Genomic DNA, 22,438 nt, shown 5'->3' with positions numbered 1-22,438 from the left:
GCCGCCGACGCTGTGAGTAAGCGCCCGCTCTGGAAATAAACCCCGGCAGGCGCAGGGCGGCCCCCTTGTCCGTGCAGGGGGAGCAAGGCGCGCCCCGGCGCGATATGGTCCCGCTACCCGAATGCGGGCAGCAGACGTAATCGACGCCGCTCACCTTCATGTATCGCCAAAACGGCGCAATTCGAGCAGGCGGCAGCCGGCACCGCAGACCACCGGCCGCACGATGCCATATCTGTGCCGCGCTATCGCCGCCACAGCTTGCTGCTACTTCAGGGCATCAACTGCCAGGCCCGCCCCGGGCCAGACAAAACGCCAGCTATGGAAGCGACCATGAGCGTGACGCGACGACAGTAAAGTAAGTACTTGCTGTCAACAGGAGGCGCGGTCGGGCCAGGTCTGAACATTCACGCCCCTGCCTATGTAGGCTGGCCGCAGGATCAGGAGGTGCGAGTTCACTAGAACAGGCTCAGCTGCTCAGACTGGCCGGGAACGAATAGCGCTGGCGGCCCGCACAGCACGAAGCTTTTCCCGGCGGAGTTAACCAGCATGCCGTGATAGAAGCCATTCAGGTCCGCGCGCGCAGTATCTGCGTCGCGCGTCTTCTCCCGGTAGGTCACCGGCGTGCCGTCAAACAGCCCTACCGGCACCAGCAGGTACGCCTCGGCTGAGGCCATGACTCCATTGCCATACCCCGTGCCGATACAGGTCCAGAGCGCGCCCTTCCAGGCAAAGGGCGGACGCACGGGCTTGCCCATACCGATATGATCGGCGCTATAGGAGGCATGGATGTCGCCTTCACCGATGGTCCGCTCTGCCCGGTGACACCACCGGCCCGTCGCAAGACGGGCCGGATCGACGGCATAGGTTTCAGAAGTGTCGGACAGGCGCGTCATGCTGCACCGCCTTTCGCCATGGCTTCCGCGGCCTGGCTGAGCGCCTGCGAGTTTTCGGTGATCACCGCCGCGTTCCAGGCGGCGCGAGCGTAAGTCAGAAGCGTGTGTACCGGCGCAAAATGCCGGTCGCGCTCGACCGGCAGGCCGAAGACGCCGCGCACCGATTCCAGCTCAGAGATACGCACCGGGCCAAGCTCGGGATAGCCGAGCCCTAGGTCACCAAGGCCGGTCGCGATGTCCGGGTCTTCGGGATCGAGCTCTGTCAGCAGCCAGGTGCAGTTCGCATCAGGCGTGAAGAGCTTCACGACCGGCAGGAAGTCGGCCGGCTCCCTGCCCTCTGCGTACAAGCCGGCATTGATGCGGCCATTGCGCAGGAGCTGTTCGCGGATGGGTGTGGTTAAAAGCTTCATTGTCTTGTCTCCTTTTCATTTCCTTAAGACGCGAAACGAAAAGGACGGGCGCATAAGCCGGGGGATCACCGTTAGGGGAACGGCCAACACGGCCCTGCGAAGCCTCCGGCGAAGCAGGGGTGGGGCGGGCAGGCCGTTGATCGACCGGCGCGCCCGGCCAGGATCGCGTGAGACTTAAGAAACGAGGGAAAGGAGACAGGCTGGTGAAGACAACGACCGCCCCAGCCATCACCGGACAGCGGCCCCGGCAGGCAAGCGGCCATCAATAACGATCAGCGATTGAGGCTTTCGACTTCCTCGCCGCCTTCGGCCACGATGGCGGCATGCTCAAACAATCGCCGAGTCGCTTTGTCCAGGAAATTCACCGGCATCGCATTACCGGCAATCACCATACTGTCGGCGCCGGTCATGATATCGATCTCAATGCGATCCCCTGCTTCCAGATGCTCCCGCAGCAAGGCATTGATCCGGATATTGGTCATCTGGCTTGGCCCCGGATTGGTGTAGTGAGAGAAGCGCCGCCGCAGCCTGACCGTTTCGCCGATATAGTGGCGGCTCTGCCCTGCCCCCAGCAGGCGAAACCGGTAGAGCCCCGCGCTGTCCGGCACCGCCGGAAAGATAAGCTTCCCGCTATCAGCCAGCATCAGCCGTCCCAGCACACGCCATGTCATGCCCACAGAGAGCTCCAGCGGATTGATGCCGCCCGCTTTCGGTAAGGCGCTGATATCGAAATTCTCCGCCGCGACCCTTGCACGCTGTGAGCCCTGTCCTGGTGTCGGCGCAGCCTTCCCGCCAGCGCCGGTATCCCGATAGAACGTGACGCTTTCTCCGGTCAGGTTAAGAGCGCCGGTCCGCCAGCCCGCTGAGAGCCAGGCCATGGCTTGACGGCCCTGACGCGCGTCATTTGCCCACCAGGCCGGATACAGCCGCGCGCTCGCCGGCAACACAAAGCCGAGGATGGATTCCAGCTGCCTGAAACCGGCATGCCACTCGGCGCCGTTCAACGACTCCAGATAAGCACCCAGCTTTTCGTATTTGCTCATAGCTGCGCCCCGTCATGCGCAAGGGATCGACGCCGCACGGCTGAAACCCGCCCCGCCGGGGTTCGGTTCACGAGAGCCCGGTCCCCGTCAGGGGATGCGCCCGTAATTCTCCTACCCGGCATCACGTGGACAAGACCTCCTCCAGCGCCTTGATAATCGACTCCCGCGTGCCGGGTCCCGACCTGTCCAGATTAAGCTCACGCCACCGCACGGCCGGCAACCGGTCGAGCCCCTCTATCCCCAGCACCTCCCATGCCGGATTGCCTTCATAAAAAGAAAGCAGGAACGCCTTATGCTCATCCGGCATGCCGGACAGGACCGTGCTGACCAGCCGGTCCCTGGCATCCAGCAGCGTTTCAAGCGCTACGGGCCGCTCCGTCATCCCGGCAAAGTCGGTTTCGTATATGGCGTGGATATCCTTGGCAGTCGGCGCTAACAGGGAATGGGGCGAATGATCGTGACTGATCAGATAGACGATAAGCGCCGTGCGCAGCGCATCGCTCAAGCCCTCTTCCTCCAGGAGCAGATGAACGTCGAACAGGTCGCGGGGATGCTGCCGGTCCAGCGCCGCCAGGATCTTGCCGGCATATAGATCAGCAAAGGACAGGACCTGTATCTTCGCAAAGCCGAACTCATCCTCGGTCGTCTCCGATACCGGCATCACGGCCGGTTCATAAACACAGCCCCGCAGGACCGGCGTCACCTCGACCTTGATTTGCAGGCGATGTTTGGTGCGCACCACGAGCTTGTTGATCGCTCCCTTCCCGCCGGGGGCCGAGCCCTGCACGGTCATGTCCGGAAACGCGCCGGTGATGCGCTCACCGATCCGCTTCAGGGCGCTATCGATCTCTTCCAGCGATTGCGCCCGCTCCGCCACCGGCAGGTAAGTCAGATCGATATCCACTGACAGACGCGGCAGGTCACGAACAAAGAGATTGATGGCCGTCCCGCCCTTCAGGGCAAAACAACTTTCCTCGGCGACCAGGGGGAGCACCGAGACGAGCAGCTGTACCTGCTGCCTGAATGTGGGATCAAAGGGCATCCATATCCTCCGGGACGGTGATTTGATAGGTCTTGTCCAGCTTGCCGCCCCTGGCGATCATCCGCTTTCCCTTGCCCAGATCGATCTTGCTGCGCTCGATCATGTCCAGCCACTGAGGCCGGTGCCGGTCGGCAAAGAAGAAAAACAGCCGCTTAACCTTGACGCTCTGCGCTTCCTCGAGCAAAGCCTGCATCTTGCGCGGCCGCAGCGTCACAAGCCCTTCCATAAACTTGTCCACCATATCGAACGAGGTACTGTTCGGCAGCTCGTCGATCAGCTCGAGAATCGCCCGCTCTGGGGCAGAGCGCACCAGCGGCCAGCCCCACGGCCCCCACGCATCGACATCCAGCCCCCCCGGCAGCCTGGGCGACGCGCCAGACTCAGCCGGGTCCAGAGAGAGCTGATCGCTGTAGCCGGGCAGCGCCGGCAGAAAGCGCGCGCGGTTATGCACAACAAAGGCCGGCATATCCGGCAGCTTCGCAAGCCAGGAGGGCAACTTGCGGTCGGTATAGAGATGGACAGCCTGCTGCGCCTGATAGAGATAGTGGGAATAGCCGCGCATCTCCAGGGCGGTCCGTCCCCCGAACGAGACGGGATAGCCCAGCAACACCTGCAAGGAGATGACGACCTGCTCCCAGCGCAAAACGCCGCGCGGCCGCCAATAGACACCGCGTACGGGACTGTCCAGCCAGCCACTGGAGACATACTGACTCCGAAGCGCCCGCGAATAGCCATGCGCCTCCAGCCACGCCGCATCGACCAGCAGCCCTTCCGGCAACAGGCGCTCCAACTGGTTTAGCTTTCCACCTTTCAGTTCACTCATGCTATACAAAATAGCATGTTTCCAAACCTTAAAGCCAGTTTAAACTAACAAGGAAAAGAATAGCCAAACTATACAAATGACAGGAAATATAAACCAGCAACTAAAAGCGTTCACTGCGGCTCAGCACCGGCAGCCTGCTCAAGCTCAAGCGCCCGGCGGCGAGTGAGCACGCGCCGGCACTCGGCCGCTTCGACAGAGGCGATTGTGCCGGGCCCCTGCCCGTAGAAAGTACAATTCGCCTGCCGGAATGCATGCCACAGGCGCTGTGCATCATCGAGCGTGTCCCTACGATCCGCACTACCCTGCCGGGCAAGCAATGCCTGATAGGCCTGATCAAGGCGGGTCTGCCAAGCCTCGGTCAGGCGGTCAACGCACCGGACGATAGCGACCGTCGTCCCCTCACGGCACTTTGAATATTCATCGTCATACCAGTCGCCGACGGGAGCGGTAGCTGCACAAGACAGCAACATCGAGAACACGGCCACAGTTACCGCCTTAAGCATCTTGCACCTCCCCGAGATGATCCCTGCGTCAGGCTTTGTTACACGTAGGGCACGCTCATCTGCCGACTATCCTCCTTTACTGTGAACGGTTGAATGGCTCTAGACTGCAATGCGGACACTCTCAACCTCTGTAGGTCAGTCTACTGCATAAAATTCCCGCTTGACAGAAAATGGAGGCGATGCTTAACTCTGTAGCATGGAATACAGCGCAAAATACATGAAGCTGACAGCCGTCTGCGAGATACAGTCAGGCTACACAGCCCGAAAGAAGCTTGAGCCAGCTCCCCATGGGGGCGTGCCAGCGGTGCAGCTGCGAGATCTGGAGGGGGACTGTGACTTTGACCCAGCAGGATTGCCGCTTTACCAGCTGTCGGGATCTACCGACCGCTACTGGGCGAGGCCCGGGGATATCCTCTTCCGGTCACGTGGAGAGCGGAACACTGCTGTGAGGGTGGCACCAGACGCACAAGTTGGAGCAATCGCCATGCTGCCCCTGCTCGTGCTCAAGCCGCATGAGGTCATTGACTCCGGCTACCTGACCTGGTTTATCAACCAGCCGTCCAGCCAAAGGTACTTTGACAAATGCGCCCGGGGAACGCGGCTACGGATGATCCCGAAGAAGTGTCTGGACGAGCTGGAAATTGTCGTTCCCGACCTCGAAACCCAACGACGGATCGCTGAGGTCGCCGATCTGGCGCGGCGCGAACACGAGCTCATGCTACGGCTTGCCGAGAAGAAAATGGAATTCACAAATTTCGCCCTGCTGGAGCAGGTGCGAAAAGCCCAGCCCCACGGCAATGGGGCTGGGCTGCCAGGCGCCCGCGGGAGTCACGATCCCGCAGGCTAGTAAGAACGGACAGTGCACGAGGTAAGAGATGCCCATTCAGATAGAGAATTATACCGCAGACGGACCGCATAGCAACGTCGACCCCTTGCTGAGCCAATCAGGCGTGTATGTGATCCTGGGCCGGCCCCAACAGACCGCGAACTGGATTGTTGTAGATGTGGGCGAATCGCAGAATGTCCAGGAGCGCGTGGCTAACCACGACCGTAAGCTCTGCTGGGGCGGTCAAGGCCACTCCCAGCTCGCCGTGGCAGCCATTTACGCTGACCAGCAGAACAGGGTGCTGATTGAGAAGCAACTGCGTCAGCGCTTCAATCCTCCCTGTGGATTGATTTAAGAAAGCATTTGGGCGGGCCAGCAGCCCGCCCCACTATGAAGTTTGAAAGGAATTGTAAAATGAGCAGCAAGCTTACACAGCAAGAAGTAAACCAAACCGCCTGGTCGGCATGCGATACGTTCCGCGGTGTGGTCGATGCCGGGCAGTATAAGGACTACATCCTGGTGATGCTATTCCTCAAATACATATCAGATTTGTGGAATGATCACTTGGAGACTTATAAAAAGAAGTTTGGTGACGATGATGTGCGCATCCGCCGCCGCATGGAACGTGAGCGCTTCTATCTTCCTGATGGCGCAAGCTTTTATACGCTGTACGAACAGCGAAACGAGGCAAACATTGGCGAGCTCATCAATATCGCGTTGGAGAATATTGAGGATGCAAACCGCGCCAAGCTTGAGGGCGTGTTCCGGAATATAGACTTCAATTCCGAGACTAACCTTGGCCGTGCCAAGGATCGCAACCGCCGCCTCAAGCACCTTCTGGAGGACTTCAACAAGCCTGCCCTCGACCTCCGCCCCTCGCGTGTAACCGAGGACATTATCGGCGACTGCTACATTTATCTGATCTCGCGCTTCGCGTCTGATGCTGGTAAGAAAGCCGGCGAGTTCTATACACCGACGGCGGTCTCGCGCCTTCTCGCCAAACTTGCCAACCCCCAGCCCGGCAGCACAATCTGCGATCCGGCCTGCGGCTCCGGCTCACTGCTGATCCGCGCTGCCGAAGAAGTCGGCTCGGAAAATTTCAGCCTCTATGGCCAGGAAGTAAATGGCGCCACCTGGGCCCTGGCCCGCATGAACATGTTCCTGCATGCCAAGGACGCCGCCCGGATAGAATGGTGCGATACACTAAACAGCCCAATGCTGATCGAAGGCGATCAGCTGATGAAGTTTGACACCGTGGTTGCCAATCCCCCCTTCTCTCTCGACAAGTGGGGTGCCGACAATGCTGAGCACGATCAGTATAACCGCTATTGGCGCGGTGTCCCGCCCAAGTCCAAGGGTGATTACGCTTTCATCACGCACATGATCGAGATCGCCAAGCGGCAGTCCGGGCGTGTGGCAGTGATAGTACCGCATGGCGTGCTGTTTCGCGGTGGCGCCGAAGGTAAAATCCGCAAAGCACTAATCGAGGCAAACCTGCTCGACGCAGTCGTTGGCCTCCCAGCGAACCTGTTCACAACAACCGGTATCCCGGTCGCTATTCTGGTATTCGACCGCTCGCGTGAGGAAGGCGGCCCAAACCAAGACCGCAAAGACGTGCTGTTCATTGACGCCAGCAAGGAGTTCTCACCAAGCAAAACGGCAAATGTCATGGAGGACGGCCACATCGACAAAATCGTCGAGATCTACCGGGATCGTGCTGAAGTTGACAAATACTCTCACCTTGTCGCACAAGCAGAGATCGTGGAGAACGAGTACAACCTGAACATTGCGCGTTATGTCGACACTTTTGAGCCCGAAGAAGAGATCGACGTAGCTGCCGTCCAGCAAGAAATCAATGATCTCGAGGCCGAGCTTGCCAAAGTGCGAGCTCGCATGGCCCAGCACCTGAAGGAGCTTGGTGTCGATGCGTAATACACAGGTACAAAGGTTTAAGAAGGTTCCATTAGACGAAGTCGCTGTAGCTGAAAGAGGTAAGTTTTCGGCACGACCTCGCAACGACCCGCAATATTATAATGGCAGTATCCCGTTCCTCCAGACAGGGGATATTGCACGTGCAGGCAGAAACATTACTTCGTGGGAAAAGACGCTCAATGATAAGGGTCTTGCCGTAAGCAAGGTATTCCCTCAAGGAGCTATTCTAATGGCAATCGCTGCAAATGTTGGCGATGTAGCAATCTCAACTTTTTCAGCTGCATGCCCTGACAGTGTGGTAGCGGTGTCGCCGCGGAGAAACATTGATAAAGAGTGGCTATTTCAGACCTTAAAATTCTCGACAAAAAGTCTGGCCGCACTAGCCACCCAGAATGCACAGGCAAACTTGAGCCTTGAAAAAATAACCCCCTTCAAAGTTTATCTACCAACTAATACCGAACAAGAAAAAATTGGAAAGACTCTCCGCACCTGGGACGACACCATCGAGAAAACTAAAAATCTAATTAATGCACGCGAACGCCAACACACGGCACTTACTCATCAGCTTGTTTTTGGTAAGCGCCGCCTTGGCCATTTCAAGTCTAGCGAAGAAAGAACCCGGTATCGATGGTTCGATCTCCCAGCAGAATGGACAGCAAAGCCAATTGGCGAGATCGCTCTGGAAGCGTCAGTAAAAAACAGCAACGGCAACACCGCCGAGGTTCTATCCTGCACAAAGTACGATGGATTTGTTCGCTCTCTTGATTACTTTAAGAAACAAGTCTTTAGCAACGATCTATCAGGATATAAAGTTATCCATCGTGGTGAATTCGGCTTTCCTAGCAATCATGTAGAAGAAGGATCGATTGGGCTTCAGAATATTGTAGATGCCGGACTTGTTAGTCCCATCTACACAGTATTCAGGTTCCAACAAGAAATCATCAATAATGATTACGCATACGCCGCCCTTAAGACGAGCCTCTATAAGCATATATTTGAGGTAAGCACGAGCGCATCCGTCGACCGTCGCGGCAGTCTTCGTTGGAGTCAATTCGCAAAGATACCTTTCCCCGTGCCACCCTTGGCTGAACAGGAAGCTATAAGCGCCGTTTTAAAGGACAATCAGAGGGTAATCGACTGCTTGAAGGAAGAACGAGATGCCCTAATACGCCAAAAACGAGGCTTGATGCAAAAGCTGCTGACTGGGGAGTGGCGGTTAACGAATGAAGTAAAGATGGAGGCTGCCGGATGAAAGTATTGGGAATTCGCGTTGATCCGAAGAGGACACGGTATGCACTGGTCGACTATGACGGCACTAACTGTACTCTACTCAATGCCGATGCCGAGTCACGTCTTTTGTACCCCGCAAATGTGTCAGAACCTGATGGAAAAGTGGACTGGCTATACCGAGAAATGGAGCGCGTCTTCCATGAGAACCAGGACATCGAAAAGGTCTGCATAAAAACTAACGAATATACACAGAGCGATAGCAAGTCCAAGCGTGAATCTGCGTATCTGGAGGGCGCTGTATTGCTGTTCTGCAGGCAGAAACATTTACCGGTTACGGTTAAGATCTACGCATCACTCGGCACCCGAAGTGCCGATGTAAAAAATCATGCCGAGCAACGTGTTGGACGCACAGCGTCATACTGGGATAACAAGATGGCGGATGCCGTTATCGCTGCCTGGAACGGAGCCCGGACCTGATGCTTCAACCGTCTCCCATCGCTCAGCTACTGCCTGGCACCCAGCTTTACAAGTACCGGCTTCGTCATCGCATTGGTAGCGGAAGTTTTGGCGAGGTCTGGCTTGCCGAAGATCAGGCTGTTGGCCACGAATATGCTATAAAAATATTAAAACCTGGCATGCCTGTTCACCACCGGCTTCGTGAGGCACAGATTGGTCATCTATTAGAACACAATAATGTCGTCCGCGTGCATCAAGCTGACATCACTCGCCTTGGCCAGCATGATTATGTAATTATAGCCATGGATTATATGCCCAATGGCCCCATTACGAAGCTTGCAAATCCATCACTATATCTTCCACTCTCCGAGATCATCAGGATCGGAAAAGATATTTTACGTGGCCTTGAATATCTCCACGGGCACGATTTTTTTCATAACGATGTAAAACCAGAGAACGTACTCATTGGCCCCCAAGCCCAAGGCATGCTAACTGATTACGGCATCGTCGGAGTTACACAAGACGGAGCGCCTGTTCCTCCACCTGATTTCTATAAGATTCATGCTGCACCTGAAGTGCTCAGGGCGCACGCGATTACGGCCCAGACCGATGTCTTCCAGACAGGGCTCACACTTTTTCGAATGGCTGTGGGGCTTGACACACTCCGGCAGAAGTTCACCGCGCTAGGTGAGCATGCCTATTACAACGCAGTAGTGCAGGCCAATTTAATATCAGCATCAGATTTTCCAGCCTATGTTCCTTCACGGCTAAGGAGAATTATCCAGAAGGCAACCCACCCAGATCTTGCCGAAAGATATCAGTCTGCCCTCGAAATGCGCCGGGATCTTGAAAAGCTGAACTATCCTGGACATTGGACTGTCGAGGCCAATGGAGATTTCGTCGGTTACAATGGCACGCATAGCTATCGATATGAACAAACGAAGAAAGCGGGCAATAAATACGATGTACAAGCATTCAAGCGCAGCCGTGGAACCGGGCGAGAAACCCGCTGTACAAAGTACTGCCATGCGAATGTGACGAATGGAGTAGCAAAAAAAGAAATTGCGAAGTTTGTCAAAGCTGTCGTGGAGGGAATATGATAGCTCAAGGATTTGACCCGACAGAAAAATACCAGTCGCAGGTACCGGCGATCCAGACGCTTGTCGCACTCGGCTTTGCCCCCCTCTCACAGACCGAAGCGGATAAGCTACGCAGCAAGCCACGGAACGTAGTGCTTGATGAAATCCTGATCGAGCAGATGCTGAAGCTGAACGCCTACACCTACCGTGGTAAAAGCTACCCGTTCGATCTGGAGGACGCACATGAAGCGCTGCGTCGGCTTAAGCCGACGCCTGACAAGCTCAAAGGCCTGCGCGGCACAAATCAAGATATATATGATCAGCTGATTCTGGGTACAACAATAACAAAAGCTATCGAAGGGGATAGTAAAAGCTACTCTTTTCGCTATATCGACTGGGGGAATCCAGAGAATAATACCTATCATGTAACCGCGGAAATGGTTGTTGAGCGTACGGCCACCACACAAACTCGCCGCTGCGATATCGTATGTTTTGTCAACGGCATCCCACTTATTGTCATTGAGAACAAGCGACCTACAGAATCTCTCAAGAAGGCTGACAGTCAGCTTATCGGCTATCAGAGCGAAGATAATATCCCGCAACTATTTCATTATGCGCAGCTTCTGATGAGTATGAAGCGTCAGGAAGCGCGATATGCAACGGTCGGTACACCACGCAAATTCTGGCAAATCTGGCGTGACGAGGAGGATCGCGACGAAGACATTCTGGCGGCAATCAATCGTCCGCTCACCGACTTAGAGAAGAATGCCCTATTTTCAGGTGACTTCGCAGACGCGAGAACGTTCTTCGATGAACTAGCCAAAGGTGGCGACCGTGCTATTTCCGAACAGGACCGGCTCGTGTACGCACTGTGCCGCCCTACGCGACTCCTTGATCTCATTAGGCGCTTCACTGTCTTCGACGGCGGTGAGCGTAAAATTGCGCGGCATCAGCAATATTTCAGCATTCGCGAAGCTATTGAGCGCGCCAAGCAGAACGACCTTGAAGGCAGGCGTAAAGGTGGAGTGATCTGGCACACGCAGGGCTCAGGCAAGTCACTAACAATGGTTATGCTGGGACGAGGGCTCGCTCTGGACAAAGATATAGCCAACCCGCGCATGATCATTGTCACTGACCGTGACGACCTGGACAAGCAGATTAAGGGGACCTTCAAATCCTGTGATTTGGAGCCTATTCGAGCGGCAACCGGCTCGAACCTAATCGATCTGATTAAAAATAAGACACCGCTGATCACCACGATCATTAATAAATTTGATACTGCGATGAAAGCGAGTGATTTTCGGGACGAGAGCAAAGACATCTTTGTCCTTGTAGATGAGAGTCATCGGTCGCAAACGGGTCGTTATGGTGGTCATGGAAAATTTGCACTCAAGATGAGACGTATCCTGCCCAAAGCCTGCTACCTAGGCTTCACAGGTACCCCGCTGCTGAAAAAAGAGAAAAATACTTTCGATACATTCGGGGGGCTTATTCACAAATACACAATAGATGAAGCTGTCGCCGATGAGGCTGTCGTCCCCCTCCTCTATGAAGGTCGCATGGTCGAACAGCAGGTCAGTGGTGATGTCATTGATACATGGTTTGATAAGATAAGCCAAGGCTTAACCGACAAACAAAAAGCTGATCTCAAACGAAAATTCTCCCGTATGGATGCGCTGTCAAAGACGGGACAGTCAATCCGTGCCAAAGCATTCGACATATCGGAGCATTACCGCCAATTCTGGCAGGGCACAGGCTTTAAGGCTCAGCTTGTGGCCCCCTCCAAGGCTGCTGCCATCCGGTTCAAGGAGGTTCTTGATGACATCGGTCATGTCGCTAGTGAGGTCATCATCTCGCCACCCGATGATAAAGAAGGCAATGAGGAGGTGGATAAAGAATCCACAGATCTCGTCCGCAAGTTCTGGGACAAAATGATAACCCGGTATAAAACCGAGGCAGACTATAACCGACAGTTAATAGAAGACTTCAAGGGATCTGGCGGCCCTGAAATTCTTATTGTCGTATCAAAGCTTTTGACTGGCTTTGATGCGCCTCGCAATACGGTACTGTATGTCTGCAAACAACTGAGAGAGCATAATTTGTTGCAGGCTATCGCGCGTGTAAACAGATTGTTTGAAGAAAATGGAAAAGAAAAGCAATTTGGTTTTATCATTGACTACGAGGGCTTGCTCGGTGAACTAGATCAGGCACTTTCAGCATACAATGCATTCCAGAATTTTGACAAGGAAGACATTGTTGGCACCCTACATGACATCCGTGAAGAGATCCGTAAGCTGCCACAGCTCCACGACCAGCTATGGGACCTCTTTAAGGAAGTTAAGAACAAGAAGGATATGGAAGCATTTGAGCAATTTCTGGGAGACGAACCCAAGCGTCACGATTTTTACTCCCGGCTCCGTGCTTTTGCCAGATGCCTGCACATCTCGCTGTCCTCAGAAAAGCTGTACGATGTTTTCAATGAAGAGCAGATCGAGAAGATTAAAAAGGACTGGAAAGCATTCGAGGAATTAAAGCGCTCTGTTCAGCTTCGTTATCAGGAAACAGTCGATGTCAAAGAGTATGAACCGAAGATTCAGCGCTTGCTGGACGATCATGTAACAGCGAAGCCAGCTGTAACTATCATCGAGACAGTCAACATCAATGATCCGGCATCCTTAAACAAGGTCATCGAGGAAGAAGGCACTACCGCTGCCTCTAAGGCTGACCGTATTGCAAGTGCGACAAAGCGGACAATCACAGAAAAAATGGAAGAAGACCCTTCTTTCTACAGACAGTTCTCTGAATTGTTGAAAGAAACAATAATTGAGTACCGAGCAAAGCGAATATCTGAAAAAGAATATTTAAACAACGTCGTCGATCTTGCAAGCCGAATGGCTCGCAAGGACCGAGGAAAAGATGTCCCCAGTATCATAAAAGGCGATGAAGACGCGCAGGCAGTTTTTGGAATTATTGAACCGGTATTGAAGTCACTTGATGAAAAGGCAGATATTAAGACAGCAGCGGAAATTGCTAATTCAGTAATAGATATTATCAAAGCACATCACATTGTAGATGTGTGGACTAACGATATCGCTAAGAATGATATGCGGAACGCCATTGATGACTTCTTCTTCGATGTCATTCGAGACGAAAAAGGCATTGAAATACCAGTAGATAAGTTGGATGACATGGAATCCAAGATCATGGAGATCGCAAAGGCGAGGTTTCCAGGATAAATATGGATACTCTACAAGTGCCGTACGGCGAAGGCCATATCGAGTTCTTCCTTGATCGACGTGATCGAAAGACCATGTCGATCACAGTGACTCCTGCGCTCGAAGTTGAAGTGATCGCCCCGTTCAACGCTTCACTTGACCATATATTTGAAAAGGTGCGCAAACGCGCACCCTGGATAAAAAAGCAATTAAGTTTCTTTTCTCAATTCCAGCCAAGAACACCAGAAAGGAAATTTATTTCTGGAGAAACACACCTTTACCTGGGCAGGCAATACAAACTTAAAGTAACCCCGAACATCATTGAAGGTGTAAAGCTTTATCGTGGAAGAATTATAATTCAGAGCCACAAGCCGAGCCAAGAGAATATTACGAAGTCTTTGCTTAACAACTGGTACCGTGAAAGAGCCCGTGTAAAATTTCCTGAACGAGTAAACCGATGTTTGAATCTATTCCCCTCACCGGCTGATTTTGAACCTAGCAGCTTAGAAGTCAGGCAGCTTAAACAACGCTGGGGATCGATGACTCCTCGGGGACGCTTGATTCTCAACCTTTCCCTGATTCGTGCTTCCGTGGACTCTATTGAGTATGTGATCACACACGAGCTATGCCATATAGCGCACCAACATCACGGCCGTGACTTCTATGCTCTTTTGGATCGAGTCATGCCAGATTGGGAAGAGCGCAAAGCGAAGCTGGAAAGACAGCTTGCATAAAACATCAATAAAGACCAACCTAGAAATTATTTTTAAGACCGTCTAGCTAGACAAGACAAACTGAAGCAGCGCAAGGAACTTGACTATGTCTAATTGCATGATGCAGCACATTAATCATAGGTTGTATTTTAGTTTGTTTTTTTGGATGCTAGTTATGTTCCCGTAGATATTTACTATAAATAAAAAATTTTCTTTTCCGGTTTCTGCGAGCTCTATCGACTGACAGGATAGAACTGAAAATAAGAGGGGATCATGCCTGAAACGAACCCAACGCCGCACGAAGCGGTCCAAAGACAGGCCAAACCGCCCTCGGCCCAGCCGCTGAGACGACGGGGCTATGAACGCTTACCTGAGACGCAGCGTCAGATCGAGCAAGTTGAACAGCTGGACACAGCGAAGCTGATCGAACGTGCCAGTCCCCCTGAAAGCGACCCCGGTGCCCTGACCGCAGAGGCCCTTGTGTATTTTATCCGGCGGGCCAACCAGGCGGGAGACAGTAAGACACGAGACGCACTGTTCCGATCACTGCTTGAGCGTTGCACGATCTTCTTCCGCAGCCAGTTCCGCGGTGCGACTAAAGAACAGCGCGAAGACCTTATGGGCGACGTTTTGGCGGAGCTCGTCGAAGATATTCTTAGCTCTGAGCAGGATTTGGGGTTCATGGAGGCTCGGTTCTGGCGATATCTGAAAATGAGATGTATTGATGCGTACAGGAAATCGACTGGGCATTCCAGCAAGGTAGAGAGCCTCGATACCAGCCTATCAGGCGACGGGGAAAACAAAGGACAAACGAAGCTAGACCAGCAGGAAGATAAGCAGCTAAATCCAGAAGAAATGACTCTGCTCACCCAGGGGCTGGGTGTGCTCCCTCATGATCTACGCCAGCTTTTTTTGCTAAGGCATGCGGTCGGTATGAAAATTGGTGCCGACAATCCCAGTGATGATCCCCCTCACGAAGCCACTCTCGCCCGGCACTTCAAGTGCACAGGACGCACTATACGCAACAGGCTGAAGGAAGCTGACCGTCTATTGGCAAGTTTCCGGGAGAAAGGAAAATGATGACAACTTACAAAGAACCCACATGGGATGATGTATTAAGCGAATTTGTGGCAACTTATGAGCAACCCACAGCAGAAGCGCTTAACAGCTTCATCCAGCGCTATCCGAACTTTCAGGAAGAGCTGATCGACTTCGCGGCGACATGGGCAGAGCAAGAGATGCTGCCCGAAAGTGAACCTCTCAGCGAGGCAGAAGAACGGCTTCTGGTCGACCGGGCGATGAGTCATGTTCAGAATGTAGCTTTCAAGCACGAGCAAGAACGAGACGATTCGACAGCCAACAGTACGCCAATGACAAGCCTCGCAGACGAAGCGAAGAAAACCGGCATGAAGCCGATGGAATTTGCGAAGGCCTGCCAGCTCGACCTTCCCATATTCTCGAAGCTGAGCAAACGGCAAATCCGGCCAGAGACAATCCCTGGCACACTGACAAGCCATATTGCACGATTGCTTGGCCGACCAGTAGGATCTGTCATAGAGTACTTCGCTGCGTCTCCACAGGGGATGGCCGGACAGGCTTTCCTTGCTCGTGAGAAGCCGCAAGCGACCGGGCAACAGACCTTTACCGATGCTGTGCGTAACTCTTCATTAAGTGAAGCAGAAAAAGCACGGTGGCTCGATCAGGCAGCTGATCTCGAGGAGGAATAGAGCTTTGGAAGGCTTCGATTCGGTCCGATATCTGGCACGTCAGCGCCACGCAGAAGCCAGCGCCTGTATTGACGGCGACAAGAGTGCCGCCGCTTTGCTGGATGCCGCTACGGAGTTGACGGATATCGAGCGGCAAGCGGTACCAGACGGAGATCCTCTTCTCTGCGGAGCTGAAGCGATCCTCGATTCTGAGATACCTGCCATCTTCTACAAAGATAATGTCGGTTCCGAGCAAGCCGCCTTCTATCAAGCCCATGAGTTTGGGCACCACTGGCTCGACAGTGCAACAGGCGCCTGCCATGGCGTAGACATTGATGCTCTGATGCCTGAAGAGCGTATGCCGTTTGGAACACAGCGCGTCGAGGGCTACGGCCCTCGCGAACGCCGTGAATGCCAGGCAAACGTCTTCGCCCGTGAGTTTCTTCTGCCAACAGCTGAGGCTCGGCGTCTTTTCGTAGTCGACCGTCTGTCTGCGAGCGATATCGCACAGCGGCTCGGACTTCCTCTTGGTCTTGTGCAACAACAGCTGGCACGCGGGCTTCTCGTCCCCGATATCGAGCCACAGCCCACAGCAGAGACGGAGAAGGGAGCTACTCCGCCCCCCGGCCTCGACGATTCACAGCGCATCGCCGCCGAGGCTGAAGGCGCCCCGCACCTCATTGAGGCCGGACCTGGTACCGGGAAAACTCGAACCCTGATCGCACGCATCGACTGGCTTCTCGACCAAGGCGCTAATCCTTCCTCCATCCTGGCTCTTACCTTCTCCAACAAGGCGGCGGAAGAGCTGCGTGAACGGGTTACTGTATCTGCCGCGGCCGCCGCACCTGCGATCTGGGCTGGCACCTTCCACGCCTTCGGTCTTGAGCTGCTTCGCAAATTCGGGCACCTACTGGATCTGCCGACGGATGTACGGCTACTCGACCCCAGTGATGCCCTCCTCCTATTGGAGGAACGTTTACCGGATCTGCCTCTTAAACATTATCTTCGGCTAAACGAACCGGCATTCGCGCTCCGCGACATTTTAAACGCCATCTCTCGTGCTAAGGACGAACTCATCGGCCCGGATGAGTACTGGGCGTTCGGTAATAAAATGCTTACTCGGGCGACGGATGAAGAATCCACCGGTGCCGCAGAGCGCGTCATCGAGGTCGCAGAGGTTTTCGCGACCTACGAGCGTATACTCAACGAAGAAAGCCTTGTTGACTTTGCCGACCTTATTTTGAAGCCGATTGAGCTGCTCCGGAAGCATCCTGAAGTGGTCACTGAGATACGCGGCCAGTATAGACACGTGCTTGTCGACGAGTACCAGGATGTGAACCGGGCAAGTAGCTTTTTACTCAAGGAATTATCGGGAGACGGCAAGAATCTCTGGGTCGTCGGGGACGCCCGGCAGTCGATTTATCGTTTTCGAGGCGCCTCGCCGCAGAACATTCGTTCATTCGAAAGCGATTTCCCGAATGGAAAGCGCCTTTCCCTTGATACGAACTATCGCTCACAAGCGCATGTCGTACGCCTCGTAGAAGCGTTTAGCCCCGAGATGCGCGCCAGTGCTGGCGGCCTTCCTGCAAAGTGGCATGCAAAACGTGGCCACCAGGGCGGCGAGGTCCTCATGCTCGTGGGCACGGTCCTTGACGCCGAGGCCGCAGGAATTGCCCGCGAAATCCAGCAGCGTCATGAACAGGGCGTACATTACAAAGAGCAGGCTATCCTTTGCCGCTCACACACCAACCTTGCCCGCTTTGCGGGGCGGCTGGAACAGCACGGTGTGCCCGTCCTCTATCTCGGCGATGTATTCGAGCGGCCAGAGATCCGTGACCTGCTCGCACTGCTCTCCTTCACCTGTGAGCCTCTGAGAGGTGGGTTGCTGCGCATAGCAGAATTCCCGGAATACCGGATTCCTCTGGAAGACGCCCGAGCAATCTTGGCTTTCTCAGAGCGACATCAACGACACCCACTCGAAGCAATACGAACGCTCGACGATATTCCGAACCTTTCAGATCAAGGCCGAGCTGGACTCACAAAGCTATCGCAGCATTTAAAAAATGTGGGTTTCGGTACGAGCGCTGCCGCTCTACTCTTCGACTACCTCTTTACGCAAAGCCACTTTCTCGACAGGCTGCTAGCTGACGACAGTATAGCGCTGCGTCAGCAGCGCCTGGCGGTCTTCCAGCTTCTTCAGTTCACCATCGAGTTTCGCCCGGTTCGGTCCGGCAATCCACGTTACCAGATCCTGCAATGGGTACGGCGTATGGAAGTATTTGGCGATGAACGTCAGCTGCGCCAGCTGCCGTCGGCTGCGTCAGGCATCGATGCCGTACGTCTAATGACTATCCACGCGAGCAAGGGCCTGGAATTTGAAGCTGTATACCTCCCCGCGCTCGGCACCGGTAAATTCCCATTAAATCCACAATATAATCCGTGCCCGCCTCCGGCCGGCATGTTAGCAGAGAACCCACAGGACACCCACGCGGAGGAGGAGGAGTGCCTTTTCTTCGTTGCCATGTCCCGCGCTCGAGATTTACTGTGCCTGTCACGCGCGGAGACAGAGGGCGGGCGGCGCAACCGTCCATCTTCCCTCCTCACACAGATCGCCCGCCATTTGCCTCATCCACCGGACGGCCCCGCCACCTGGCGGGATGGCTCCTGTGCCGACGCAAGTGCGACACTGCTATCGCATGTAGCTCCAGAGCAAGACCTGCACACCGCAGAGGACTTGGATCAGTATATGCGCTGCCCTCTGTCCTACTTTTACCAGCGGGTCCTCGGCCTCAGTGGTGCGCGCGAAGACGGAGCGTATGTACAATTCCATAGAGCGGTGTATAGCGTCTTTCGTTGGATCGGCAGTCTCGGCGCCAAGGAAACAGCCACACCCGAACAGGCCGTCGCACGACTGGAAAAGGCCTGGACAGAGATCGGGCCTGCCGGGCACCCCTATGAGCAGGTCTACTGGGATGCTGCGGTCCCGATCATTGAGCGTGCGGTTAACCGCAGAGAGGCCAGCAGTGAGGTAATAGAGGCGGACTGGCATATCCAGCGACAGCACGGCACCATCCGGTTACGTCCCGATCATGTCGAGAAAACGCCTTCTGGCCATGTCGTCCGCCGCTTGCGCACCGGGAAGCCCCAGAAGAAACTCGACGACAACATTTACGCCCTCTATCAACACGCTGCCGTCCAGGAGCTGGGACCCTGTCAAGTAGAAGCCCTGTTTCTCTCTAGTGATGAGGCTGTTCCGGTCGATATGACTGACACGGTCATTCGAAATCGTCTGAAGAAGTATGATGAAGCCATGGCCGGTATCAAAGCTGGAGCGTTTCCCCCCAGCCCCAGCGACCGAGCCTGCCCCCGCTGCCCGCAATATTTCATCTGCCCCGCTGTCCCGGGCACTGGCCCTCCCCCGAAAAAATCTTAAGAATCCGTTTCCGGTTTTTCCGTGCCCTACCGATTGACTTGGTATGGAGCGATGAAAAGCCGGATGGGCCGGCCGCCACGCTCCTGCAACCGAAAGGAGCATAGCGGTGAAAACTACCGAGATTCTTTTGCAAGGGGAGCATATCCCCGACATCCAGATCGTAGAGATCGAAGCCGGTAAAGGCGTCCATGACGTGCTCAAGGCCGCCACCAAGCATCGCAACTGCGAGGTTGAGGGCGACTTTCATGTCTTTCCGGAAGATTCCGACGAGCCACTCGCCCAGGACGCTTCGCTGCCGGAAGCTGAAGTCGGCCATCCCGCCCGTCTTCATGTTCATCGCTGTCGTCAGATTGAGGTGGAGGTGTCGTTCAATGGAACGACGCACGAGCATAAGTTCGGTCCAGGCAAGACGATTGAAACACTCAAGAAGTGGGCAGCCCTCAACGGGTTCGGCATGGCCCCCGGCGATGCAGCCGAGCATGTGCTCCAATTGAGTGGCACCAACGACCGCCCAGAGCCGGACACCCATATCGGGACCCTGGTTTCCTGCCCAAACTGCAAGCTGAACTTTGATCTGGTCCCGCTCAAGCGGGTGGAGGGGTAACAGCATGACAGAACCAGTAACTCCCCCTGATGAACAGATGCTCCGGCTCCATTTGGAGTCGGGGAGGTTTCGCAGCGGCGTAGCACGGGGCTGGTGGCGGCTTGTAAAGCTGGAGTGGCCGGAGGTCGTAGTGGGCATCGTCGCCAGCGACGGTGACGAATACGGCTTCAAATTCCACTGCACCGACTATCCGAAGACGCCGGTCACCGCCCGTCCTTGGGACCTTGCTACCGACACGCCCCTGACGTCAGGCCGCTGGCCAGGCGGTGGCGGGCGCGTTGGACTCGCCTTTAACCCGAGTTGGAAAAACGCCTCCTGCCTCTATCTGCCCTGCGACCGCCAAGCACTCGAGGGTCATGATAAATGGCGGCAGGAGCATCCTGCCCTCCTGTGGGAACCTGAAAAAGGCATCTGCAAGTATCTGCGCATCGTGCGCGACCTGTTGCATTCAAAAGACTATGGAGGCCGCCGTGCAGCTTGATCCAAGCCTTTATATATACCGTGACCTTTGGGAGGAACTTCTAAGTGAGCTGCACCGCCGCACTCGTGACATCCATGAAAGTGGAGCCTTTTTGCTGGGACGGTCTTCACATGGCGAGCGAAGTGTCGAACGCATTGTCTACTATGACGATCTCGATCCAAGTGCCTACCGTACTGGCGTAGTCATAATGCATGGCGAAAGCTTTGGCCCGCTATGGGAGCTATGCCGAACAACTGGTCTTACGGTCGTCGCAGATATACACGTCCATCCCAGAGGTGCACGCCAGAGCTACGCCGACCAGCAAAACCCCATGATCGCGCAACGCGGTCATCTCGCTCTGATCGTCCCCTTCTTCGCCCGTCCGCCAGTACACCTCGAGACTCTCGGCTTCTATGAGTACCAAGGTACGCACCGCTGGCGTAACCTGAGCGGCAAGAAGGTGACGCGGTTCCTACAGATTGGAAATAAAGGAGCTATAGATGTCCGCTGTTGATACTTCTGCCATCGCAGATCGCCTGAACAGGACTGTTAAGTTAGCTCTGGACACAGGTGAAGTCGCTACCGTGGAAGAGGCAGAACGCCTGTTCGCCGGCTATAGCCTAAGCGTTTGTGTCGGCCCGGAGATTGCCTACTCACAAACCCATCAGGCCGCCCTGCTTACTGTCGTCAACACTGCACGCCGCAGCCTGCTAGGTGGCGTCGAGGTGATGAGTGTGCCTGATGCGCCTCTGCTTGTGCCGCTGCGTCCCTACCTTACCCTGCACGAGGCCATTGCAGGCCTCGGCGGAGTAGTTGTTGGAAGCAGCAGACCCGGCACACCACTTGTCGTGATCGGTGCCCCTAAGGTCACGCCTGAGCAAAAATTTGGCGTGAGAATTACTTTTGAAGGCTGGGCGGCCGGCGTTGTGCCGCTTAAGTCGAGCTCGGGGAGATTAGCCGAGCGGACCGAGTTTGTTCCCTCAGGCGTCTTTGCCGGGGCGCTCGCCGTAGCCGAAGCGTTTCAGCATCTACGGGGGAATCAGCCAGCCGCAGGAAGGCGCTCAGCCGGTCTGTCTCTTTGGCGACCGGATCTCGACTGGCAAACCCCTGAAGCGACTGGTCCAGCGATTACGCGCCTGCCCTCGTCGCTTTGGCTTATCGGCCTCGGGAATCTGGGACAGGCATATCTCTGGACACTGGGACTGCTCCCATACGAAGATCCAGGGGCAGTTAATCTGGTTCTTCAGGACTTTGATCTTCTGGCCGCCTCCAACGACAGCACGTCACTGCTCACGCATCAAGGAAATATCGGGACCCACAAAACTCGAGCGATGTCCCAGTGGGCAGATCGCCGAGGTTTTAATACCGCAATCATGGAGCGGCGGTTTGCTGCGAACTTCCATGTCGGTTCAGATGACCCTGCAATCGCACTATGCGGTGTAGACAATGCCCTTGCCCGCAGCGCGCTTGAGGATGTCGGTTTCACAAGGGTTATCGAATGCGGCCTTGGCGGCGGTATCAAGGATTTTCTGGGTTTCCGCACCCATGTCTTTCCGGGCGCGCGCAAAGCACGTGATATCTGGGACGAAACCAGCTCAAGCCAATTAGTGCGCACTGACTTGCCCGCGTACGAAGCGCTGGCCGCCTCAGGTGCGGATCGATGTGGTTTAACCCAGCTCGCAGGAAGAACGGTCGGAGCGCCGTTCGTAGGGGCTCTCGCTGGCTCTGTGGTGATAAGTGAGTTAATCCGCCTCGCTAATGGGGCTCATACGCACGATCTTCTGGATGGCCACCTTAGAGAGCTCAGCCACAGGACTGTGGTTAAGTCTAATAACCTTCCTCCTTTCAACCCTGGGACAACTAATGCGACCCCATCAACGTGATTAAAAAATTGAGTTTTCTCCACTGCTCACACACAGTCACGTACGCACACAACATAATATTCTCAAATTGAAAAACCCATCCATTAAACATAAAGCTCGCCACATCTTTGCCACAAGCTGTGGCAGACCAAAACGGACAATGGCGGATTTCTGCGGATGTCAAGCGACACCATCTTGTGGCAAAAAA

General features: G+C 54.8%; 21 protein-coding genes. 15 read left to right on the top strand and 6 right to left on the bottom strand.

From position 1 onward, the window contains the following. Positions 1–455: 455 nt before the first annotated feature. From ACOJCM_RS09990 to ACOJCM_RS09965, 6 genes are all read right to left on the bottom strand, one after another. A complete protein-coding gene (locus tag ACOJCM_RS09990) occupies positions 456–893 on the bottom strand; it encodes a hypothetical protein (RefSeq protein WP_445211903.1) in 438 nt (145 codons plus the stop codon). Next, positions 890–1,303 (bottom strand): DUF2958 domain-containing protein, encoded by a 414-nt coding sequence (locus ACOJCM_RS09985; protein ID WP_445211902.1) that lies wholly within the window; start codon positions 1,301–1,303, stop codon positions 890–892. The genes ACOJCM_RS09990 and ACOJCM_RS09985 overlap by 4 nt, the downstream gene beginning before the upstream one ends. A gap of 272 nt (positions 1,304–1,575) precedes the next feature. Beyond that, complete coding sequence (locus ACOJCM_RS09980; RefSeq protein ID WP_445211901.1) at positions 1,576–2,346, bottom strand: DUF7662 domain-containing protein; 771 nt, start codon at positions 2,344–2,346, stop codon at positions 1,576–1,578. Positions 2,347–2,467: 121 nt separating this feature from the next. Beyond that, positions 2,468–3,388 carry a nucleotidyl transferase AbiEii/AbiGii toxin family protein gene (locus ACOJCM_RS09975; RefSeq protein ID WP_445211900.1) on the bottom strand — a complete coding sequence of 307 codons (921 nt, stop codon included), beginning with the start codon at positions 3,386–3,388 and terminating at the stop codon, positions 2,468–2,470. Next, entirely contained in the window at positions 3,378–4,211 is an 834-nt protein-coding gene (locus tag ACOJCM_RS09970) for a type IV toxin-antitoxin system AbiEi family antitoxin domain-containing protein (protein ID WP_445211899.1), read from the bottom strand. The genes ACOJCM_RS09975 and ACOJCM_RS09970 overlap by 11 nt, the downstream gene beginning before the upstream one ends. Positions 4,212–4,321: 110 nt before the next feature. After that, positions 4,322–4,714 (bottom strand): lysozyme inhibitor LprI family protein, encoded by a 393-nt coding sequence (locus ACOJCM_RS09965; RefSeq protein WP_445211898.1) that lies wholly within the window; start codon positions 4,712–4,714, stop codon positions 4,322–4,324. 196 nt (positions 4,715–4,910) lie between these two features. On the opposite strand from ACOJCM_RS09965, the gene ACOJCM_RS09960 reads away from it, so the two are divergent. The 15 genes from ACOJCM_RS09960 to ACOJCM_RS09890 all read left to right on the top strand — a co-directional run bounded on the left by ACOJCM_RS09960 (position 4,911) and on the right by ACOJCM_RS09890 (position 22,251). Next, positions 4,911–5,561: a restriction endonuclease subunit S gene (locus ACOJCM_RS09960; protein ID WP_445211897.1), complete on the top strand. Its 651-nt coding sequence runs from the start codon at positions 4,911–4,913 to the stop codon at positions 5,559–5,561. Positions 5,562–5,589: 28 nt separating this feature from the next. Further along, entirely contained in the window at positions 5,590–5,895 is a 306-nt protein-coding gene (locus ACOJCM_RS09955; protein WP_445211896.1) for a hypothetical protein, read from the top strand. Between the two features lie 59 nt (positions 5,896–5,954). Beyond that, positions 5,955–7,472 (top strand): type I restriction-modification system subunit M, encoded by a 1,518-nt coding sequence (locus tag ACOJCM_RS09950; RefSeq protein WP_445211895.1) that lies wholly within the window; start codon positions 5,955–5,957, stop codon positions 7,470–7,472. Then, positions 7,465–8,724 (top strand): restriction endonuclease subunit S, encoded by a 1,260-nt coding sequence (locus ACOJCM_RS09945; RefSeq protein ID WP_445211894.1) that lies wholly within the window; start codon positions 7,465–7,467, stop codon positions 8,722–8,724. The genes ACOJCM_RS09950 and ACOJCM_RS09945 overlap by 8 nt, the downstream gene beginning before the upstream one ends. Next, entirely contained in the window at positions 8,721–9,179 is a 459-nt protein-coding gene (locus ACOJCM_RS09940) for a hypothetical protein (protein ID WP_445211893.1), read from the top strand. Before ACOJCM_RS09945 ends, ACOJCM_RS09940 begins: the two co-directional genes overlap by 4 nt. Continuing rightward, positions 9,179–10,258, top strand: a complete 1,080-nt coding sequence (locus ACOJCM_RS09935; protein WP_445211892.1) for a serine/threonine-protein kinase — start codon at positions 9,179–9,181, stop codon at positions 10,256–10,258. The genes ACOJCM_RS09940 and ACOJCM_RS09935 overlap by 1 nt, the downstream gene beginning before the upstream one ends. Continuing rightward, a complete protein-coding gene (locus ACOJCM_RS09930) occupies positions 10,255–13,473 on the top strand; it encodes a type I restriction endonuclease subunit R (protein ID WP_445211891.1) in 3,219 nt (1,072 codons plus the stop codon). The genes ACOJCM_RS09935 and ACOJCM_RS09930 overlap by 4 nt, the downstream gene beginning before the upstream one ends. A 2-nt stretch (positions 13,474–13,475) precedes the next feature. Next, entirely contained in the window at positions 13,476–14,186 is a 711-nt protein-coding gene (locus ACOJCM_RS09925) for a M48 family metallopeptidase (RefSeq protein WP_445211890.1), read from the top strand. A gap of 252 nt (positions 14,187–14,438) precedes the next feature. Next, positions 14,439–15,245 carry a hypothetical protein gene (locus ACOJCM_RS09920; RefSeq protein ID WP_445211889.1) on the top strand — a complete coding sequence of 269 codons (807 nt, stop codon included), beginning with the start codon at positions 14,439–14,441 and terminating at the stop codon, positions 15,243–15,245. After that, positions 15,242–15,892: a hypothetical protein gene (locus ACOJCM_RS09915; protein WP_445211888.1), complete on the top strand. Its 651-nt coding sequence runs from the start codon at positions 15,242–15,244 to the stop codon at positions 15,890–15,892. The genes ACOJCM_RS09920 and ACOJCM_RS09915 overlap by 4 nt, the downstream gene beginning before the upstream one ends. A gap of 4 nt (positions 15,893–15,896) precedes the next feature. Then, positions 15,897–19,304 carry a UvrD-helicase domain-containing protein gene (locus tag ACOJCM_RS09910; RefSeq protein ID WP_445211887.1) on the top strand — a complete coding sequence of 1,136 codons (3,408 nt, stop codon included), beginning with the start codon at positions 15,897–15,899 and terminating at the stop codon, positions 19,302–19,304. Between the two features lie 106 nt (positions 19,305–19,410). Beyond that, complete coding sequence (locus ACOJCM_RS09905; protein ID WP_445211886.1) at positions 19,411–19,908, top strand: hypothetical protein; 498 nt, start codon at positions 19,411–19,413, stop codon at positions 19,906–19,908. A 4-nt stretch (positions 19,909–19,912) separates the two neighbouring features. Beyond that, a complete protein-coding gene (locus ACOJCM_RS09900) occupies positions 19,913–20,389 on the top strand; it encodes a DUF7665 family protein (RefSeq protein ID WP_445211885.1) in 477 nt (158 codons plus the stop codon). Beyond that, a complete protein-coding gene (locus ACOJCM_RS09895; protein WP_445211884.1) occupies positions 20,379–20,882 on the top strand; it encodes a hypothetical protein in 504 nt (167 codons plus the stop codon). The genes ACOJCM_RS09900 and ACOJCM_RS09895 overlap by 11 nt, the downstream gene beginning before the upstream one ends. Continuing rightward, entirely contained in the window at positions 20,869–22,251 is a 1,383-nt protein-coding gene (locus ACOJCM_RS09890) for a hypothetical protein (RefSeq protein ID WP_445211883.1), read from the top strand. Before ACOJCM_RS09895 ends, ACOJCM_RS09890 begins: the two co-directional genes overlap by 14 nt. The last annotated feature ends 187 nt before the right edge of the window (positions 22,252–22,438 follow it).

This window comes from Billgrantia hypersalina, from assembly GCF_052584175.1.
Note: the sequence above shows the minus strand (reverse complement) of the source record. Positions and strands in the feature narration are given on the sequence as shown.

Bases quoted from the DNA above. Each gene is read 5' to 3' on its own strand.
- ACOJCM_RS09990 (WP_445211903.1), bottom strand. From the start codon at position 893: ATGACGCGCCTGTCCGACACTTCTGAAACCTATGCCGTCGATCCGGCC.
- ACOJCM_RS09985 (WP_445211902.1), bottom strand. From the start codon at position 1,303: ATGAAGCTTTTAACCACACCCATCCGCGAACAGCTCCTGCGCAATGGC.
- ACOJCM_RS09980 (WP_445211901.1), bottom strand. From the start codon at position 2,346: ATGAGCAAATACGAAAAGCTGGGTGCTTATCTGGAGTCGTTGAACGGC.
- ACOJCM_RS09975 (WP_445211900.1), bottom strand. From the start codon at position 3,388: ATGCCCTTTGATCCCACATTCAGGCAGCAGGTACAGCTGCTCGTCTCG.
- ACOJCM_RS09970 (WP_445211899.1), bottom strand. From the start codon at position 4,211: ATGAGTGAACTGAAAGGTGGAAAGCTAAACCAGTTGGAGCGCCTGTTG.
- ACOJCM_RS09965 (WP_445211898.1), bottom strand. From the start codon at position 4,714: ATGCTTAAGGCGGTAACTGTGGCCGTGTTCTCGATGTTGCTGTCTTGT.
- ACOJCM_RS09960 (WP_445211897.1), top strand. From the start codon at position 4,911: ATGGAATACAGCGCAAAATACATGAAGCTGACAGCCGTCTGCGAGATA.
- ACOJCM_RS09955 (WP_445211896.1), top strand. From the start codon at position 5,590: ATGCCCATTCAGATAGAGAATTATACCGCAGACGGACCGCATAGCAAC.
- ACOJCM_RS09950 (WP_445211895.1), top strand. From the start codon at position 5,955: ATGAGCAGCAAGCTTACACAGCAAGAAGTAAACCAAACCGCCTGGTCG.
- ACOJCM_RS09945 (WP_445211894.1), top strand. From the start codon at position 7,465: ATGCGTAATACACAGGTACAAAGGTTTAAGAAGGTTCCATTAGACGAA.
- ACOJCM_RS09940 (WP_445211893.1), top strand. From the start codon at position 8,721: ATGAAAGTATTGGGAATTCGCGTTGATCCGAAGAGGACACGGTATGCA.
- ACOJCM_RS09935 (WP_445211892.1), top strand. From the start codon at position 9,179: ATGCTTCAACCGTCTCCCATCGCTCAGCTACTGCCTGGCACCCAGCTT.
- ACOJCM_RS09930 (WP_445211891.1), top strand. From the start codon at position 10,255: ATGATAGCTCAAGGATTTGACCCGACAGAAAAATACCAGTCGCAGGTA.
- ACOJCM_RS09925 (WP_445211890.1), top strand. From the start codon at position 13,476: ATGGATACTCTACAAGTGCCGTACGGCGAAGGCCATATCGAGTTCTTC.
- ACOJCM_RS09920 (WP_445211889.1), top strand. From the start codon at position 14,439: ATGCCTGAAACGAACCCAACGCCGCACGAAGCGGTCCAAAGACAGGCC.
- ACOJCM_RS09915 (WP_445211888.1), top strand. From the start codon at position 15,242: ATGATGACAACTTACAAAGAACCCACATGGGATGATGTATTAAGCGAA.
- ACOJCM_RS09900 (WP_445211885.1), top strand. From the start codon at position 19,913: ATGACAGAACCAGTAACTCCCCCTGATGAACAGATGCTCCGGCTCCAT.
- ACOJCM_RS09890 (WP_445211883.1), top strand. From the start codon at position 20,869: ATGTCCGCTGTTGATACTTCTGCCATCGCAGATCGCCTGAACAGGACT.